Source organism: Planococcus salinarum (assembly GCF_007004625.1).
In the GTDB taxonomy this organism is placed as follows: Bacteria; Bacillota; Bacilli; order Bacillales_A; family Planococcaceae; genus Planococcus; species Planococcus salinarum.
The window spans coordinates 84,037-102,240 of record NZ_VIFV01000003.1 but is presented as its reverse complement, the minus strand read 5'-3'; the positions used below and the strand labels follow the sequence as shown (position 1 = coordinate 102,240).

The 18,204-nt window shown below is 46.7% G+C and carries 18 protein-coding genes; all 18 read right to left on the bottom strand.

What is annotated here, in order from left to right:
• Nucleotide 1 precedes the first annotated feature (1 nt).
• The 18 genes from DIJ65_RS04245 to DIJ65_RS04160 all read right to left on the bottom strand — a co-directional run bounded on the left by DIJ65_RS04245 (nt 2) and on the right by DIJ65_RS04160 (nt 18,185).
• Nucleotides 2-472 carry a cell division protein SepF gene (locus DIJ65_RS04245; protein ID WP_117303187.1) on the bottom strand — a complete coding sequence of 157 codons (471 nt, stop codon included), beginning with the start codon at nt 470-472 and terminating at the stop codon, nt 2-4.
• Nucleotides 472-1,140, bottom strand: coding sequence for a YggS family pyridoxal phosphate-dependent enzyme (locus DIJ65_RS04240; protein ID WP_117303185.1), 669 nt, complete (start codon nt 1,138-1,140; stop codon nt 472-474). The genes DIJ65_RS04245 and DIJ65_RS04240 overlap by 1 nt, the downstream gene beginning before the upstream one ends.
• Nucleotides 1,141-1,255: 115 nt before the next feature.
• Complete coding sequence (ftsZ, locus tag DIJ65_RS04235) at nt 1,256-2,437, bottom strand: cell division protein FtsZ (protein ID WP_117303183.1); 1,182 nt, start codon at nt 2,435-2,437, stop codon at nt 1,256-1,258.
• A 232-nt stretch (nt 2,438-2,669) separates the two neighbouring features.
• Complete coding sequence (gene ftsA, locus DIJ65_RS04230; protein ID WP_117303181.1) at nt 2,670-3,956, bottom strand: cell division protein FtsA; 1,287 nt, start codon at nt 3,954-3,956, stop codon at nt 2,670-2,672.
• Between the two features lie 104 nt (nt 3,957-4,060).
• On the bottom strand, nt 4,061-4,423 hold the full coding sequence (locus tag DIJ65_RS04225; protein WP_117303179.1) for a small basic family protein: 363 nt from the start codon (nt 4,421-4,423) through the stop codon (nt 4,061-4,063).
• Nucleotides 4,424-4,425: 2 nt separating this feature from the next.
• Entirely contained in the window at nt 4,426-5,142 is a 717-nt protein-coding gene (locus tag DIJ65_RS04220; RefSeq protein ID WP_117303177.1) for a DUF881 domain-containing protein, read from the bottom strand.
• Nucleotides 5,143-5,158: 16 nt separating this feature from the next.
• The gene (locus tag DIJ65_RS04215; protein WP_117303175.1) at nt 5,159-5,884 is read right to left on the bottom strand and encodes a DUF881 domain-containing protein; all 726 of its coding nucleotides are present in this window, start codon (nt 5,882-5,884) and stop codon (nt 5,159-5,161) included.
• Nucleotides 5,862-6,644, bottom strand: a complete 783-nt coding sequence (locus tag DIJ65_RS04210; RefSeq protein WP_117303173.1) for a cell division protein FtsQ/DivIB — start codon at nt 6,642-6,644, stop codon at nt 5,862-5,864. The genes DIJ65_RS04215 and DIJ65_RS04210 overlap by 23 nt, the downstream gene beginning before the upstream one ends.
• Before the next feature lie 437 nt (nt 6,645-7,081).
• Nucleotides 7,082-8,446, bottom strand: a complete 1,365-nt coding sequence (gene murD / locus DIJ65_RS04205) for a UDP-N-acetylmuramoyl-L-alanine--D-glutamate ligase (RefSeq protein ID WP_117301428.1) — start codon at nt 8,444-8,446, stop codon at nt 7,082-7,084.
• Nucleotides 8,447-9,415 carry a phospho-N-acetylmuramoyl-pentapeptide-transferase gene (gene mraY, locus DIJ65_RS04200; protein WP_117301430.1) on the bottom strand — a complete coding sequence of 323 codons (969 nt, stop codon included), beginning with the start codon at nt 9,413-9,415 and terminating at the stop codon, nt 8,447-8,449.
• Between the two features lie 24 nt (nt 9,416-9,439).
• Nucleotides 9,440-11,677 carry a penicillin-binding transpeptidase domain-containing protein gene (locus DIJ65_RS04195; RefSeq protein ID WP_117301432.1) on the bottom strand — a complete coding sequence of 746 codons (2,238 nt, stop codon included), beginning with the start codon at nt 11,675-11,677 and terminating at the stop codon, nt 9,440-9,442.
• Nucleotides 11,674-12,033, bottom strand: a complete 360-nt coding sequence (ftsL, locus tag DIJ65_RS04190; protein WP_117301434.1) for a cell division protein FtsL — start codon at nt 12,031-12,033, stop codon at nt 11,674-11,676. The genes DIJ65_RS04195 and ftsL overlap by 4 nt, the downstream gene beginning before the upstream one ends.
• Before the next feature lie 12 nt (nt 12,034-12,045).
• Complete coding sequence (rsmH, locus tag DIJ65_RS04185) at nt 12,046-12,984, bottom strand: 16S rRNA (cytosine(1402)-N(4))-methyltransferase RsmH (RefSeq protein WP_117301435.1); 939 nt, start codon at nt 12,982-12,984, stop codon at nt 12,046-12,048.
• Between the two features lie 21 nt (nt 12,985-13,005).
• A complete protein-coding gene (mraZ, locus tag DIJ65_RS04180; RefSeq protein ID WP_117301437.1) occupies nt 13,006-13,437 on the bottom strand; it encodes a division/cell wall cluster transcriptional repressor MraZ in 432 nt (143 codons plus the stop codon).
• A 148-nt stretch (nt 13,438-13,585) separates the two neighbouring features.
• The gene (gene bshC / locus DIJ65_RS04175; RefSeq protein ID WP_117301439.1) at nt 13,586-15,205 is read right to left on the bottom strand and encodes a bacillithiol biosynthesis cysteine-adding enzyme BshC; all 1,620 of its coding nucleotides are present in this window, start codon (nt 15,203-15,205) and stop codon (nt 13,586-13,588) included.
• Nucleotides 15,206-15,313: 108 nt separating this feature from the next.
• The gene (locus DIJ65_RS04170; RefSeq protein WP_230321366.1) at nt 15,314-15,694 is read right to left on the bottom strand and encodes a DUF3397 family protein; all 381 of its coding nucleotides are present in this window, start codon (nt 15,692-15,694) and stop codon (nt 15,314-15,316) included.
• Nucleotides 15,691-16,551, bottom strand: coding sequence for a ketopantoate reductase family protein (locus DIJ65_RS04165; protein WP_117301441.1), 861 nt, complete (start codon nt 16,549-16,551; stop codon nt 15,691-15,693). The genes DIJ65_RS04170 and DIJ65_RS04165 overlap by 4 nt, the downstream gene beginning before the upstream one ends.
• Before the next feature lie 83 nt (nt 16,552-16,634).
• The gene (locus tag DIJ65_RS04160; RefSeq protein WP_117301443.1) at nt 16,635-18,185 is read right to left on the bottom strand and encodes an acyl-CoA carboxylase subunit beta; all 1,551 of its coding nucleotides are present in this window, start codon (nt 18,183-18,185) and stop codon (nt 16,635-16,637) included.
• Nucleotides 18,186-18,204 lie beyond the last annotated feature (19 nt).

Below are 18,204 nucleotides of genomic sequence, written 5' to 3'. Positions count from 1 at the left end.
CTTATTGTTCTTCGTCGTAATAGAAATCTGAAATTGCGCCATCCACTTCGACAGTGTCAGGTACGCAAAGGAAAATATCCGTTCCAATGCGCTGGATATCTCCGCCAAGGGCATAAACTGTGCCGCTCAGAAAATCGATAATCCGCAGGCCCTGACTCTTTTCAATGCGCTGGAGATTCACAACAACGGCGCGTTTACTCTTCAGGTGTTCTGCTATATCCTGGGCTTCAGCGTAGACTCGTGGTTCTGCCAAATGCACCTTGGATGATTTAGCTGCGGCAGTCTGCAGGCTCACCAGATTCGGCGTGCTTGCATCAGTAGCTTTTTGGCGGCGTTCTTTCGGCGTTTTGCGAATTTCAGGGCTGACAGACTGCTTTTCGTAACGGGGAGCCTGCTGGTTTTGCTGCTGCGGCTGACCGTCTTCGTATTCCTCTAAATAAAAGAAATTTTTGAATGAATTTTTAATGCTCATCATTCTGCCTCACTTTCTGAACCTATTAATGCAGTCCCGATGCGAACGAAAGTCGCCCCTTCCTGCGCTGCTATCAAATAATCATTCGACATGCCCATGGAACATTCCGTACAGGGAGCATGCGGCCATTGTTTTTCTGCAACTTCCTGCTGCAAAGCTTTCAGTCCGCGAAATACTGTCCGCAACATTTCTTCATCCTTGACATCCGGTGCCATGGTCATTAATCCGATTACATTAATTTTATCATATTTCTCCAGGGATTTGATGAATTCCAGCGTCTCCTCAGGAAGGATGCCGCTTTTCGTGTCTTCTTTTGACACATTCACTTGCACGAAACAATTAATGACATGGTCTGCCCGTTTTTGGATTTCCTTTGCAAGGCTCATCCGATCCAGGGAGTGAAGATAATCGATCCGGTTAATGATCTCTTTTACTTTCCGGCTCTGAAGATTTCCGATGAAATGCCATTTGACTTCATCTTCGATTGCTTCGAACTTCCGAAGAAAACCTTCCGGACGATTTTCGCCAAGGTGACCGAGACCGGCTGTGATTGCTTCACGGGTACGCTCAACACCTACCTGCTTTGTTACAGCGATGACCTCGATGCCTTTCCTGATGGCATCCAATTCATTTCTCAACTCTTTATATACCGGTTCAATGGGTTTCATAAATTCACAACTTTTCTTGGGATGTTCAGTTAATTGTACCAAGTATGATGCCATTTATCAATTGCACCATATTTTAAGAAACAAAAAACAGCTGCCGGGTCGGCAGCTGTTTTGATTAACGTCGTTTTTGTCTGTTGCGGAGGAAAGTCGGGATGTCCAAAGCATCATCCTGCGGTTTTTCCTGGCGCACCGGTTCCTGTTGATAGACAGGAGCCTGTTCTTCGCGTCGCTGCTCTTCGCGGCGTGCTTCACGAAGTGTTGGCTGAGGAGCCTGCTGCTGCTGAATAGACTGTACACGGCTGGTGTTCAAACCGGAGCCTCTTGGAGTTCTCGGCTGAATCTGTTCCTCATTGAAGCCTGTTGCAATTACTGTAACGATAATTTCGTCTTTCAGATTATCGTTGATAACAGAACCAAAAATCATATTTACATCTTCATCGGATGCAGAAGCGACGATGTCTGCTGCTTCCTGAACTTCATATAGGCTTAAATTGGATCCGCCGGTGATGTTCATAAGAACACCTTTTGCTCCGTCGACAGATACTTCAAGCAACGGACTTGAAACTGCTTTTTTCGCAGCTTCCGAAGCACGATTTTCTCCTGAAGAAACACCGATTCCCATCAATGCTGAACCTTTGTTCGACATGATTGTTTTAACATCTGCAAAGTCAAGGTTGATGAGGCCGGGAACTGCAATCAGGTCCGAAATACCCTGGACACCCTGGCGAAGGACGTTATCCGCTTCTCTGAAAGCTTCAAGCATCGGCGTATTTTTATCGACGATTTCAAGCAAGCGATCATTCGGGATTACGATAAGTGTATCGACTGATTCTTTCATCTGTCCGATTCCGCCGATTGCCTGTGTGGAACGCTTGCGCCCTTCAAATGTGAAAGGACGGGTTACAACACCGACTGTCAATGCGCCAAGTTCTTTGGCGATTGCTGCGATGACCGGAGCAGCACCTGTTCCGGTCCCACCGCCCATGCCGGCTGTCACAAATACCATGTCCGCTCCGCGCAAAGCTTCTTCAATCTGTTCTTTGCTTTCTTCTGCTGCTTTTTTGCCGACTTCAGGATTGGCACCGGCACCAAGACCACGTGTCAATTTCCCGCCAATTTGAAGGCGGACTTCAGCTCTTGAAAGATTGAGCGCCTGCGCATCCGTGTTGACTGCGATAAACTCTACACCCTGCACTCCGTGTTCGATCATGCGGTTTACGGCGTTGTTCCCGCCGCCGCCAACACCGATAACTTTTATAACTGCCATAGCATCAACTGATGTATCAAATTCCAACATTCTTTTTCCTCCTAAAATTGCTCTGCTCTGTGATGAAGCATGATGCAATGTTTTATTATCAATCAGAAAATATAACTTTTAAAGTTTAAAAGGACTTTGAAATAGAGATTCTTTGTCCAGACTCCAGCGCCTAACTCTTCGGATCATAAGTCAATCCAGCTGCGTGGCAAGGAACGCCACTTCGCTGGTCTGCCTTATGCCCTTCAGAGCTGAACAGGCGCTTCCGCTTTTCTTACTCAAAGAATCTGTCAAACATTTTTTTGGCTTTGGTTACTACGCCTTCGCCGTCTTCTTTCGGCTGTTTTTGCTGTCTTTGTTTCTGTGGCTTCGGTTCCTGTTCAAGCTTGGCTGTGCTGCCCAATGCTGCTCCGCTGCCGATGCGCCCATAAAAGACATCTTCCATATAAGCGTATTGAATCAGCCCGACCGAAGTCGTATATTGCGGTTCGCGCACCCCGATATATTCAGGTGTGAACAGGCGCACTCGCGTCTGAAGAATATTGCGCGCGAGCTCAGGAAGGCCTTCAAGCTTAGCCATGCCGCCCGTAAGGACGACACCCCCTGGAAGGTCCTGGACACCAAGACGGTAAAATTCATCCAAAATCAATTCAAAAAGTTCTTCCAGGCGAACTCCGATTATTTCAGATATGTATTTTTGGCTGTATTGTTCTTTCGTATCAGAACCTATAACTGGCACTTCGAACAATTCATCATCAGAAGCGTTATCATAAAAAGCATGGCCGTACTCGAGTTTGATCTTTTCAGCCTGGTCAGTCGGCGTTTTCAGCACGATGGATAAATCCTTCGTTACATGGTCGCCTCCGACCGGTATCACTGTCGATGCTGCGAGATGACCGTCCTGGAAAATGGCGATTGAGGTTGATCCCCCACCGATATCAATGCACGCTGTGCCATGATTTTTTTCATCTTCCGTCAATGCGTAATATCCTGCAGCCAGTGGTTGAGGATAGATATCCCGGATTTGAAGGCCGGCCCTTTCAACGCACCGCAGGACGTTGTGTAAAATCGTCTTGGACGTCGTCACCATTGTACCATCCATTTCAAGGCGAATCCCAATCATACCCCGTGGATCTTTAATTTCATCCAAATGGTCTACGATATATTGCTCAGGAATGATGTTCACCAACTCCCGTTCTGGGGGAATGGAAATAACCTGGGCCGCTTCAAGCACCCGGTCCATATCTTCATCGGTAATCTCCCGGTTTTCGCTGTTGACTGCAACGACCCCTTTAACAGGTTGCAGCATCATTTTATTGGCAGGTATCCCAAGGACAACTTCGTGGATGGACTTGCCGATCATCCGCTCCGCCTGGTCGACCGCTTTTTTGATTGATTGGACAGTTGCATCTATGTCAACAATAGCCCCTTTTTTAATACCGTTTGATTTAACATTGCCAACACCGATGACGTGCAACGATTTATTGGCCATTTCTCCGATCAACACTTTAACCGACGACGACCCAATATCTAAACTTACATACAATTCTGATTGGCTCAATTCGTGGCACCTCCTTATTATATTCCAATTACTTATATTCTATTGTAGATTATACACCTTGTCTAAGTAATTTGATGCAATATTTGCGCATTTGGTCTGAAAATTCAAACTGATTCCCGAATCTCTTTTTTTTCTGTCCATTTGTTCAATAAAATACGCCGGATAACTGCGATATTCTGAAACAGCCTGACTCCGAAAGCAAAGATTGCTGCCAGATACAAATCGACTCCAAGATGAACTCCGAGAAATGCCAGCCCGGCTGCCAGCATGATATTGAAGAAGAACCCCGATACGAATACTTTATCGTCATATACTTGCTGAAGATGCGCCCGAATCCCTCCGAAAAGTGTGTCGAGTGCTGCGAGCACAGCAATGGAAAGGTAGTTGGCGTATTCAGGCGGTATTCTGATATCCGTCAGAAGTCCAAGTGAAACCCCCAGGATCAGCCCCAAAATCGAAAGCCACATCGCTATTCCCCCTCTGCTGCTTTTAAATGATCGAGTTCAAGCTCTTCATTATAGGCTTCAATCGTAATTTTTTTCTGAGGCCGCTTCACATCCACCGAAAGGTTGTCGATATAAAAATTATCGAGTATCGGTGATGCGTTTAAATGGTTATAAAGTTTTTCTGCATTTTCAAATGTTCCGGCTACAATCGTCATTTCCAGTGGTGGAGTTCCGATAGGTTCGCCGTTGACAGTGGTCCTGCCGTTGATGTCGCGGATTGGACTGGTATTGATGAGCCGCTTGCCGTCGATTGCCAAATCGATTGCATTGAATCGATTGATTTCATTCACAAAGCGGATCAACAGTGCCGGCGAGATCTGCTCGATATTCTGTCCGGTTGCAACAGCTTCCGGTGAGGGTTCGATGACAATCCGTAAACCTGGCCCTGTTAATTCGGTAAGGCCGGCTTCTTTCCGCAATGTTTCAACTGTCTCCTGCAAGGCCTGCTCCGGACTATCACTTTCAGATTCCTTGTATTTTTCAAGCGTTTCATCAATAGTGCCAATCTCGGATAATAACTCAGAGTGAAGTTGCTTTTCCCTGGAAAGCTCTTGTCTGATTTCCCAAACATCCCGCGTGTCGCGTGAATCCGGCTCGTTTATCGTATTGAATTGAATTGCAGTCATCAGACCGATGACAAACAAGATCATCGTAAACCGGGAAAAGACTTTCTTTTTCATGCAACTTCCCCCTCAATCATGATTCCGACAGCAGGGCAGGCATTGAGATGACCAGCCCCTCGTCCATGGTAACAATTATATTGTCATTGACCAATTGATCGAGAACTCCACCCGGCAATTCCAAAGATGCGGCAAGAACTTCCGGTTTTCCGATTGCTTCAATTACAAAAGGTGCCGGATGTTGCACTCCATCCACTTCGATTACCGGTCCGGTGCAAACAATCGTCGAATTCGATTGAATTCTCTGGCCGTTTACTGAAACAGCTTCTGCCCCGGAAATGTACATTTCGTGAATCACTTGGAAGACATGGCTTTCATGCACAATATAATTATTCGGGTTGACGGCCTCGAGACTGTATTCTCCATCTTCAAGGACAACCTTCAACCCCTCCCCTTCCACCGGCATCAGACCGATGTATCGGCGGAGCTTTTCGGCTTCTGCAGCCATTCCGCTATAATCTGCTTCTTCAGTTGAAAAGGAGCTTTCAAATTCCTGAAGTGCGTTTTGCTTATTCTGCATTTCTTCCCGCAAGGTTTTATTGCGTTCCTGCTGCTCGATCAGTTCTTCCCGAAAACGTTCTTCCTGTTCAAACTGGGAGTTTGCCATGAAATCACCGCTGGTTTCTTCTGCCTGGGAAAGGCTGTAAGAATATGCAAGTATAAAACCCAGAACAAGGAATACAAGCGGAAAGATGATCGACTTGCTGAACTTCGCCTGTTTACGGCTGCTCGGTTTCTTCATCTGCAGCCTCCTTTGGAGGACCGTAAACGTCATCAAAGGAGCGGAAAGTAATTCCAACCTCCATATCAAAAACTCCGTTTTGGCCTTCATCCAATTGTGCTATCAAAGATGGATAGTAGTTAAGTTTTTCTGCCAGTGTGTTCAGTTTTGCCCGGATTTCGTTGCCGTCTGTCATATATAGAGTGACATCGGCAGTTTCCGTTTCGCCATCAGTCAAAACGAGCTGTGACAGCATATTTGAAACCTCGGAATCGAGCCGCTCCAATTGGGCTGAAAGCTCCAAGCGGATCTCCGGGTTCCCGACATTTGTAAAAACGGGTCCATCTACTGTTTCAACGGGCAATTCCACTGCGTAACCGTTCGATAATAATTTCTGGTATCCATTGTCGTTTTCCAGATAACCGATGGAAGGAAATTCTGAAACCGTGATTTCCACACCAGTCAGCCATTTTTTATCAACTGCAGCTGTCTCCACCCACTCCAGCCCGCTTATGGTCTGCTCGATTTCACCGGAATTGAAGGACCACATCGAATCTCCTGCAGCCAGCGTGCTTGCTTCAATATACTTTTCATCGTCGTATATGGATGCTCCGCTGACTGAAATGGTTTGAATCTCACTGTATTTGGATTGGCTGTAAATCAAAGCAGCCAACAGGATCAGAATAATGAACAGCAATGCCAGGAATTTGCGATTGGTTCTTCTTCGCCGACGCTCACGAAGCGTGGGGATGCGTTCTTCTATATCAATCACTTTCTCCATAATTGCTGCTCCTTTCTGAAGATGAAATCCGGTGGCTTTTTTAATGAATCAACTTGGCAAGAAGCTTTTCTTTGTCCAGACTCCAGCGGCCCAGTCCCTCGAGTCGCTTCGGTCTTGGCTGCAATGGCAAAGGACGCCATTACTTCCAAGCCCTCCAGCGCTTGTCGGGACTTAGCGGGCGCTTTCGCTTTTCTTTGTCCAGACTCCAGCGGGCCGGCTCTTCGGTTAAAAGTGCTCCTGCATCGCTTCGCTGCTTCGTCGCAAGAGATAGGCCCAAACAAGTTTGGGCTATCTCTCGCTTTCGCTTTTCTTTGTCCAGACTCCAGCGGCCCAGCTCTTCGGGTCATAAGCCGACCCAGCTATGCGGCAAAGGACGCCGCTCCGCTGTTTCGTCTTATGCCTTTCAGAGCTTAACGGGCGCTTTCGCTTTTCTTTTCTTAATCGTCCGCTTCAGTCACTTGTCTGACCGCTTCGATAAAGGCATCTCCGCGGATTTCGAAATTTTCATACTGATCCCAGCTTGCACACGCCGGCGACAACAGGATGGTGTCGCCATCGTCGGAATTGCTGACCGCCTTTTCGACGGCACCGCGCATGTCCGAAACTTTTTCCACCTTATCCACTCCACAGTCAAACGCGAACTGTTCAAATCGATCGGAAGTTTCTCCGAAAGTCACAAGCGCTTTAACCCGATTCATATAAGGCCTCAACTCTTCAAGTGAGTGATTGCGTTCGAGTCCCCCTGCCAGCAGAACGATGTTGCCCGGAAATGCTTCCAGGGCACTTTTCGTCGCCAGCGCATTAGTAGCTTTTGAATCGTTGTAGAATTTCCGGCCTTTCCAGTTGACAACGAATTGCGATCGATGCTTGACCCCTGTAAAGGACGTCAGTACACGGATAATAGTTTCTTCCGTTCCGCCCCAAATCAACGCAGCGGCGGCGGCAGCCATGATGTTTTCGAGGTTATGCTGTCCGCCGAGCATGATTTTTGAGCGTTCGATCAGTTTTTTCCCCTGCCAGTAAATAAAATTTTCATCGGCACTTATGCTGTCTTCGGTCTTGCCTTTTACTGTAAAAGGCACGAGCTGCGCTTTGCATTTCTGCGCATAGGCAGCCAGATGGGGCTGGTCGGCGTTATAGATAAAGTAATCTTCAGTTGTCTGGTTTTGTGTCAGCTTCATCTTCGACGCTTCATAGTCTTCCAGGGACCCATGATAATCCAGGTGGGCTTCATACAGGTTTACCACAATGGCAATGCGCGGGCGGAAAGTTTCCGTCCCTTTCAACTGGAAAGAAGACAATTCTGTTACGATGACGTTTTCAGCTTTCGCATGTTCTGCGACACCACATGCCACTGTTCCGATATTACCGGCAACCAGCGGCTCCTTTTCATCCTGATTGAGCATGTGGAACAAAAGCGTGGTTGTTGTTGTTTTTCCGTTCGAGCCGGTGATGCCGATAAATGGAGCCTCACTTATTTTATAGGCCAATTCAATTTCCGTCCAAACCGGAATCCCCTTCTCCTGTGCTGCGCGGATCATAGGATTGGAATAGGGGATGCCCGGGTTTTTCACCAGTAATTCAAATCCTTCTTCCAGCAAATCTTCCGGATGTCGGCCACATATGACCGTAACTCCCAAATTCAGCAATTCCTGGGCTTCGGGATTCTCTTCGAAAGTCTTTGCATCGTTGACAGTGACAAAAGCACCTAATTTATGCAGCAGCCGGGCTGCTGTAAAACCGCTTTTCGCCAATCCGAGAACCAACACTTTTTTATGATGGACCTGCTCCAACTCTTTCATTTACATTACCTCCAGAACGACGGCCATTACTGCGGCGATCAAACCAACCAGCCAGAATACCGAAACTACTTTCCATTCAGACCATCCACTCAATTCAAAATGGTGATGGATCGGACTCATTTTAAAAATTCGTTTCTTTCTTAATTTAAAGCTTCCGACCTGCAGAATAACTGAAGCCGTTTCGATAACGAAAACAATTCCGATCAGCAGCAGCAGCAATTCCTGTTTCAACAGAATCGAAACCATTGCCAACGCCCCACCGAGTGCCAGGGATCCCGTATCGCCCATAAAAACTTTGGCCGGGTATTTATTGAAGATCAGGAAGCCGATCAAAGCTCCTGCAACAGTAAATGTGAATAAGGCAACTGCGCCTTCATCCTGTCTGATGGCAAGAACGCCAAACGCAGCAAAGGCGATTGATGCCGTTCCAGCCACTAGACCGTCCAGACCATCCGTCAAATTGACTGCGTTCGAAAAGCCGACCAGCCAGAAAATGATGAACAGTACATAAAGCCCTGATAATTCAATGGAAAATGTTGTAAATGGAATCACCAAACCAGTATCGAATTCGATCATTCCAAGCAAAAAGAATGAGACGACAGCAATGAAAATTTGTGCGATAAGCTTCTGAAGAGAAGTCAGCCCCAAATTCCTTTTCAAAACGACTTTTATAAAATCATCCAAAAACCCGATTAACCCATAGCCGAACAGTACCAGCAGAAGAATCATCAGCTCCACGACCAGCAGGTCCATAGATACTGCAACTCCCAATGCCGTCACAATTATGGATATTAAAAAGACCAGGCCGCCCATAGTAGGTGTGCCGGTTTTCTTCATATGTGATTCAGGGCCTTCTTCGCGGATACTTTGCCCAAATTTCATCCGTTGGAGCAAAGGGATGAAAACAGGCATCAATCCCGCAGTAAGTAATAACGCAATTCCAAATCCAAGTACTAAATAAACGTCCATAAATGATCTCCTTTAAACATCTTCCTATTCAGATGTATCTTCTGTAATTATTTCTTCTGGATTTTCTTCCGGTACACCTTCCGGCCCATCCTTCATCTGCACTTTATAAGAATCTCCGGGTGTCTGCAGCCTTATAACAACCGGTTCATCACTCGTTATGGATGAACCTGCAGACAGGCTCTGATTCACCGCGTACCCTTGTCCCACAATTTCCAATGATAATCCGCTCATCGCCTGAAAAGCAAGCAATTCCCGTTTGGGCCAGCCGATAAAATTCGGCAGAATTGTGTCGCCTTCTGTCCGCAGAATGACGGTTCCCCCTGCCAACAGCAATTCCCCTTTATCAGGATATTGGCCAGTCACTTTACCGGAACTGCCGGTGGTGAACACGTTGATATTCTTCGAACCCAATTCTGCTGTTGCTTTATCAGAGGGCTTTCCGGAATAGTCTGCGAGCTCTACAATCGGCGTTTCTTCAGCATCTTCAGGTTCGATATTCAGATATTTCAAGCCATTTTCCATGACAGAAGTGAATATTTCCGCTACGGGTTTCGAGCCGTGTCCGGTTACATCCATGTTTGGCTGCTGAATTCCGACATACATCACAAGCTCCGGATCTTCAGCTGGCGCCATGCCGACGAAAGAGAACAGATAATTGTCTTTACCGGTCATGTAGCGGCCATTTTCACCCGGAATCTGGGCAGTCCCCGTTTTTCCTGCAACCGTGTAATCCTGCAGGGCAAACCGTTTGCCTGTCCCTTCTTCCGCCGTCACCGTCGATGCCATAACATCCCGCACGATTTTGGCGGTTTCCGCTGAAATCGGCTGTCCGGCTTGTTGCGGTTCACCTTTGAGCGTCACTTCACCGGTATCCGGATTTTTTATTTCATCAATAATATAAGGTTTCATCATGACGCCATCGTTGGCAAAAGCCGTGGAGGCCTGAATCATCTGAATGGGTGTGACAGTCGAGCCCTGGCCAAAAGTCAGGGTCAGTTTGTTGATTTCCCGTTCATCAAGAATTGTTCCGGCCGCTTCGCCAGGAAGATCAATGCCGGTTTTTTTGCCGAAACCGAAGGCATCGATGTAATTCATGAAGATATCAGGGCCGATCCGTTCAAGCAAATACGCCATCGAAACGTTGGAAGAACGCTGGAAGCCTTCAAGGTAACTGATTTCACCCCAGCCTTTTCGTCCATTGTGGTCGCCGATAATCGTGTTGCCAAAATTATATGAACCCGATTTAAAAGTTGCATTCGGATTCCATTTGCCTTCTTCGACAGCAGCAGCCAACGTGAATATTTTCATCGGCGAGCCAGGTTCGGTGGTCAGCTGGATGCTTTCATTCAGCCAATTGTCCGACAGGCCTTCTCGCGTATTCGGATTAAATGAAGGGCGTTGCGACATGGCCAAAATTTCACCGGTTTTCGGGTTCGCAATCAATGCAATCATTCGCTTGGGCTCATATTCTTCCTGTACTGATGACATGGCATCTTCCAGGAAATTTTCCAATGTTCTGTCGAGAGTCAGTTTGATATCCGAGCCATCGACAGCCGGTGTGACTGCTGATTCACTGTTGGGCAGCAAAAAGCCCCATTTATCAGTGTCAAACTCTATTTTACCGTTTTCCCCGGTCAAAACATCATCATAAATCAGTTCCAGCCCCATTTTCCCTTTTGTTACCGTTTCCCCATTTTCAAGTTCTTCTTTCATCGCAAAACCGATTAAATGAGAAGCAAAAACTCCATTTGGGTAAAGGCGCTTAAGGTTTTTGACAAACAGGATGCCGGGCAGATCTTCTTCTTTCATCTCGAGCATCTGCGTATGGCTGATTTCCCGCCCCGCAGTACCGAACTCGACCTGGTAGCGTTCTGCTTCCTGCCCTTGTTGGAGTGTATCGTATATTTTTTCGCGTGGCGCCGGGATGTATTCTGCAAGGGTCTCTGCTGTTTTATCAATATCCGTTACGTGGCGCGGATCATTGACTTTATGCGTAGCCGACTCATCCAGAACAGCAACAAGTTTATAGGAGAGTGTGTCTTCAGCGATAATTTCACCTGTGCGGTCAAGTATTTTGCCGCGTTCGGCCGCCAGCTCTTCTTCCTGGCTGTATTTGGCAGCCGCTTTGGCAGCCAGCTCCTGGCCTTCCACCTGTCCAGTTGCCTGGATGGCGACAATTCTTGCCAATAAAAGGAAAAAGAGCCCTGCAAATACTAAAAACAGCAGAAAGGCTCCCCATTGAAATCGAAACTTTTTTTTCATTGCCCAGGCACTACCTTTACATTTTGCTCATCCAATTTTAGACCAAGCTCTTTCGCTTTTGACCAAATGCGCTCATATGTAGAAAGTTCACTTACTTGCACTGACAAATCTGTATTTTGCTTCTGGATTTCATTGATATCATTTTCAATTGTCTGAATTTCATGGGTGGTCGCCTGAATCGTAGCTTGATTTTGAAGAACCAGCAATGCGCACATAACGAATACAGCCAGGAAAGATAAGTATAAAACTTTTTCACCTTTGGTGATGAGAGCTTTTTTTCTGACCGGCTGGTGATTCGGAGTGTGAGGAACGGCCGGCTGTTGGATATAGGTTTCTTTTCTTGCATTCAACGCCATACAAACACGTCCTTAGTCTCTGATTTTTTCTGCTATTCGCAATTTCGCTGATCGGGAACGGTTATTGTGCGCCAGTTCCTCTTCTGATGGAAGAATCGGCTTCCGTGTGATCAGCTTCAATACAGGCTCCCTGCCGGAAGGAATGACCGGAAAGTTCGGTGGCAATTCCGGCAGCGAGGCGGCTTCTTTGAAAATGGTTTTGCACAGTCGATCCTCCAGTGAATGGAATGTTATAACGCTGATTCTTCCTTTGGGTGCCAGTAAAGTGATGGCATCCTGCAAAGAAGTTTCAGCGGCTCCAAGTTCATCGTTGACCGCAATCCGGATTGCCTGAAAAACACGCTTGGCCGGATGGCCGCCTGTTCTTCTTGCAAAAGCAGGGATGCCGTCTTTGATGCACTCCACCAATTGGGCGGTAGTCTCGATCGGTGCTTTGTTTCGTGCAGCTTCAATTTTGCGCGCGATCTGCTTCGAAAATTTTTCTTCTCCATAGCGGTAAAAGATTCTGACAAGATCCTCGAATGACCAGTCATTTACCACTTCGTAGGCACTGAGAGAAGCGCTTTGATCCATGCGCATATCCAGTGGTGCATCGTTGTGGTAGCTGAAACCGCGTTCAGGTGTGTCGAGTTGTGGAGATGAAACCCCAAGGTCGTAAAGGATGCCGTCTACTTTTTCTATCCCACGCTCTTCAAGTTCCATTTTAATGTCCTTGAAGTTGGCGTGGATGAAAGTGATTCTATGTATATAATCTTTCAGCATTTCTTTCGCATGCGCGATTGCTGTCTCATCCTGATCGAAACAGAAGAGATGACCCTCGTCGGAAAGCTGTTGGACCAGATACTCACTATGCCCTGCACCACCGAGGGTGCAGTCTACGTATATGCCGTCAGGACGAATGTTCAGTCCATCGACAGTCTCATGGAGTAAAACCGTGGTGTGGTTGAACAATCCATTCCCTCCGTTTCTTTTTTAAAAGTCAAAATCCACCAGGTTTTCTGCGATGTCATTAAATGAGTCTTCAGATTCTGCAAAGTATTCTTCCCAGGAGTCTTTTGCCCAAATTTCGAATCGGTTGGAGACACCCAGAATGATGCATTCCTTTTCGATTTTTGCGTATGATACCAAAGTCGAAGGAATGTTGACGCGTCCCTGTTTATCAAGTTCCACTTCTGTGGCGCCCGAGAAAAAGAATCGTGTAAAAGCACGTGCGTCTTTTTTGGTGACAGGAAGTTCTTTCAGTTTTTCTTCAATCTTCTGCCATTCATCCATTGTGTAACCGAATAAGCAGTGATCCAAGCCTCTGGTGATGACAAAATTGTCGCCCAGTTGTTCACGAAATTTAGCAGGCACGATCAAACGTCCCTTTGAATCAACGCTATGTTGATATTCGCCCATGAACATACCCATCACCCCACTTATTGTAATTAATGTACCACAATCCCCCACTTCCCACCACTTGTTTTTGAAATATTTCATAAATGTTACAAACTAAAATCTCACTATAACTTCTTGAGACAAAAAAAAGCCTGCCGCAGCAGACTTTTGAGAGTTAAAAATAGATGAGTTTGTGATTTTTGTCATATTTCATTTCCAGCTCTAATATCTTGTCCACAAGATCCAGCCCATACTCGTTCAGGTAAGGGATCGGGTTATAAATCCGTTCCTGCGGGGAGCCGCCAGGGATCAACTCGTTTTCCAGAAAATCGTAATGTCCAAACTGAACCGAATTCTGCAGAACCACTTCATCTGCCAGTTTGTTTTTGAGGAAATCAAGCTGTTTTAGATGATATTGCAGATTCTTATCAACAAGAGGTGCCAATCCAGTGCTTACTTCAGTAAATTTTTCTTTTATTGTCGTGAAGTCATCCTGTATTTTCGTTTCCAACTCATCGATGAGATTTTCCGCTCCGCGCGCTCTCACTGAATCGAGAAGCTTAGCTTTCAAAACCGCAGCTTTTTTATCAATCACCAAATCTTTGAATGTCAGGTTGTATTTCTCCAGCAGCACCTGTACCCGCCGGTTTAGGAAGGTCATGCCGAGCCGTGGCATGATGACCGGCATTTCCATTTCCAGCAATGCAAATGCATTTTTCAACAGGGACCAATACGCGATTTCGCCAGGACCCCCGACAAAAGCAAGGACAGGAAAAACCATTTCCTGCATCAAAGGCCGAGTCACCACATTATTGCTGAGAATTTCGGGCGTCTGTTCGGCGATGGTCAATAGTTCTTCCTTACTGAATCGCACATTGCCATTGTTGCCCGTAAACATCCCATCCTCCCGCTTCAACAAGATTCGCTCACCTTTCACGGTTATGAAAAGATTCGCGGCATCTTCTTCAGCTGAAAGCGGTGGGGCATACCCGGCAGTTACAAGTTCCTGCTCTGCTGTGTAAACCTCTTCAGCGATTCCGGGAGCGAGGTTGATCAACTGTTTAAAATATTGCGCCTCGTAGTTTCTCATTTCAGGATGTGCAGCATCAATAAACAGGAGACCTTCTTTGTTGAAGAAGTGATTAAGAAATGCTGAGAAAAATTCCGTATACGTGTCTGTTGTCTCCAAGAAACCGAAGACCATCTGCTGGAGGTGGGCTGAATAGGCGGTTTCCGGCAGGCTCCTGAAATAGTCTTCAAGGTAATTCCTGATTTTCGTTTTGTTCAGGCTGGCAGTGGAAGCCGTTTTTTTGCCGTATTCCATATGAGGGAAATTGAGTTTTTCCACGCGTCCGTTCACTTCTCGGTAAAGATGACTGATTTCTGCCAGATCATGATCTTCTCCTGCAATCCAAAAAACCGGCACCACTTTTGCACCCAGTTGTTCTTCGGCCTGCTTTGCCAGCAAAATGGTTGATATCGCTTTATGAATCGTGTACAACGGTCCGGTCAGGAGACCTGCCTGTTGACCGGTAATGACAACGGAAGCTCCTTCGCGAAAATCTTTCAGATGTTCTTCTGCTTTTTCGGAAATGCCGTACGGCTCCATATATGCATGGATGATAGAGCTCAATCTGTTGCGGTCGACGTTATGACCTTCAAGTTTTTTCTGCCTGCTTTCGAAAGAACCGTGCTCCGGTCTATATGAAAAATAATGGAGAAGCTGTTCTTCTCCATTTATGTAATCGTTCATCAAACTGCTCGAAGGTGGTACAAATTCCTGGTTTAATTTCATCTTGCGAATCCCCTTTTCCCATTACATAACACCTACTATATCAGACCCAGGTTCGCTTGAAAAAACATCAGCCTCTATGTTGAACAAAAAAAGCATCGACGCAACCCATCAACCGAAGCTGATGACCGTCAATGCCAAACCCGTAACCCATATAAGAATATATCCCATCGCCAGCAGAAGAAAGTAAAGGCGCCACGTTTTTCTGATATATTTCAGCACATCAATTTCCTTTGTTTTCTTCCATTCGATTACCAGCAGAAGAAGTGCGATCAGGAGAGCTGTGCCCAGGAGCGCGAATGCTATTTCCACTTCCCATAACGCCTCTACTGAAACAGGGACAGAAATGAACAGCAGAAAAGTTGTAAGGTCAGCTGAAAAGCCGATCGCTTTTCTTTTGAGTTTCTTGCGGCTGAGCAGCAGCAAGAAGATAAATACTAGGAAAGGGGCGAAAATCAATATTGCCCCGAAGATCTGGAGAAAGGCCATCATTCGTTCTCAGCCGCTTTCAGCAAATGATAGATCGTCTGCAAGGAAGGCAGGTCGCAGGAAGCCCGCTGGATCGTATAGAGCACAATTGTATCCAGTTCCATCGTTCGTCCGGCCTGTTTGTCCGCCAGCATCGAGGAAGTGTTTTCAGCAGTCGCTGCACATAATGCGGTAACCTGTTCAAATGGCAGCAACGCATCGATTTCCGGAAACGCCCTATACAGTTCGGTGTATATAGTTTTCAACAACTCATAAGCATGCGGATTGCTCAGCAGTTCGCCATTCTTCATCGACAACAAAGCTGTTAAGGGATTGATCATGCTGTTCAGCAGCACTTTGCGAAGCAGCATTTTATCAGCGTCTTTCTGCCATTCGGTTTTGACACCATTAATAGTGAGCAGCGGCAGGAACCGTTTTTCATCTCCGGAAAGCAAGGCGAACTTGAACGTGCCCCTTCCGGTGTGTTTCACTTCTTTGTCACTGATTTTCAGGGCTCCGTGCTCAACAATGCCTGCAGCTATATTCTTTTGCGGCAAGAAGCGCAGCAATTCCAAATGCATCATCCCGTTTTGCATGAAGACAATCGGATTATCCAGGCACCGTCTTTTCAAAGTGTCGATAACTTCAGGTAAATGCGCATATTTTACGGTCACTAAAATAAATGCATTCTGTGGAATTTTGTCCCATTCAGTGAAAGCTTTTATGTATTGTACTTTTCCGTCGCGGCTGATGCCCTCCGAATTGATAAGCTCTGCCTGTTCTTTTCTTCGCGTGATGAGCTGTACGCCACATCCCGCCTCTTTTAACAACGAAGCAGTCAGCATCCCCACTGCGCCCGCGCCAATAACAGCAAAATTCATGATATTCCTCCCACCAAAGAAATCGGGTTTCTTTTAAAAAAGAAGCCTGCCAATGAGGCAGACTCCACTTTCACTAGGTTTCATTATACAGGAGTAACGGCGTGTTTTCGATACGGCATTGGTAAATCTTTTGTATCATAGATTGCCAGACGCTGCGATAACACATGGCGAAGATCGGACGGCGCCACGATATCATCAATGATGAGCTCGGAAGCCAAACGATAGATATCGATCTCCTCTTTGTATTCCTGGTGTTTTTCCTGCACATATTTCAAGCGCTCTTTCGGATCTTCGATTGCTTCGATTTTATTCGAGTAAACCGCATTGACTGCGGCTTCCGGTCCCATAACGGCAATTTGCGCCGTTGGAAGGGCGATACAGACATCCGGTTCAAAAGCCGGCCCGGCCATTGCGTAAAGACCCGCACCGTAAGCTTTGCGGACGATGACAGAAATCTTCGGCACAGTCGCAGAACTCATGGCCGCGATGAATTTCGCCCCGTGGCGGATAATACCGGCACGTTCGACTTTTGTCCCGATCATGAAGCCGGGCACATCGGCAAGGAACAGAAGAGGGATTGAGAACGCATCACAAAGATTGATGAATTTCGCGCCTTTATCCGCTGAATCTCCGAATAGTACACCGCCTTTTACTTTCGGCTGGTTGGCAAGAATGCCGACCACCTGGCCGTCAATGCGGGCGAGACCCGTGATCAGTTCCGGTGCGAACAATTTCTTGATATCGAAAAATGATCCTTCATCAATCAATTGATCAATCAGTTCATACATATCAAACGGTGCGTTCTGGTTTTCCGGAATAATCGCTTCCAGGCTGCGTCCGGCTTTTGCTGCCTTTGCCTCAAGCTTATCCGGTTTTACTGCGAAATTCGCTGGGAAGTTCGTCAGGTAACGGCGCGCTTCTGAAATCGCTTCTTCTTCAGAAGAAACCAGTACATCACCAACGCCACTGACGGTACAGTGCATGCGCGCTCCGCCCATTTCCTCGAGCGTCACTTTTTCACCGATGACTTTTTCAGCCATCCGTGGTGAGCCAAGATACATCGACGCATTGCCTTCAACCATGATGACGATATCACAGAAGGCCGGTATGTAGGCTCCGCCTGCTGCAGACGGTCCGAACAATAGGCAAACCTGCGGCACCATGCCGGACATCCTCACTTGGTTATGGAAAATCTTACCTGCCCCTCGACGGTTCGGGAACATATCCAATTGATCCGTGATGCGCGCACCAGCAGAATCGACCAGATACAGCATCGGAACCTGCATTGTTTCAGCCGTTTCCTGGATGCGGATGATTTTCTCCACTGTACGCGAACCCCAAGAACCTGCTTTGACGGTAGAGTCATTGGCCATGACGCAAACCGTCTGGCCATTGACTTTGCCGATTGCGGTTACAACGCCGTCAGCCGGAAGGCCTTCTGCTTCAACATTTGCAAAACGGCCATCTTCTGCGTAGTCTTCTTCATCAAAAAGAAGTTTTAAACGATCGCGAACGAACAATTTATTGCTTTCTTTCATTTTTTCATGATATTTCGGCAATCCGCCTGCAAAGATTTTTGCCAATTTCCCTTCGAGACGTTCATTATACCCCGTTGTTTCAGTTGTTTTAGTCATTATGCCTGCCCCCTTTGCT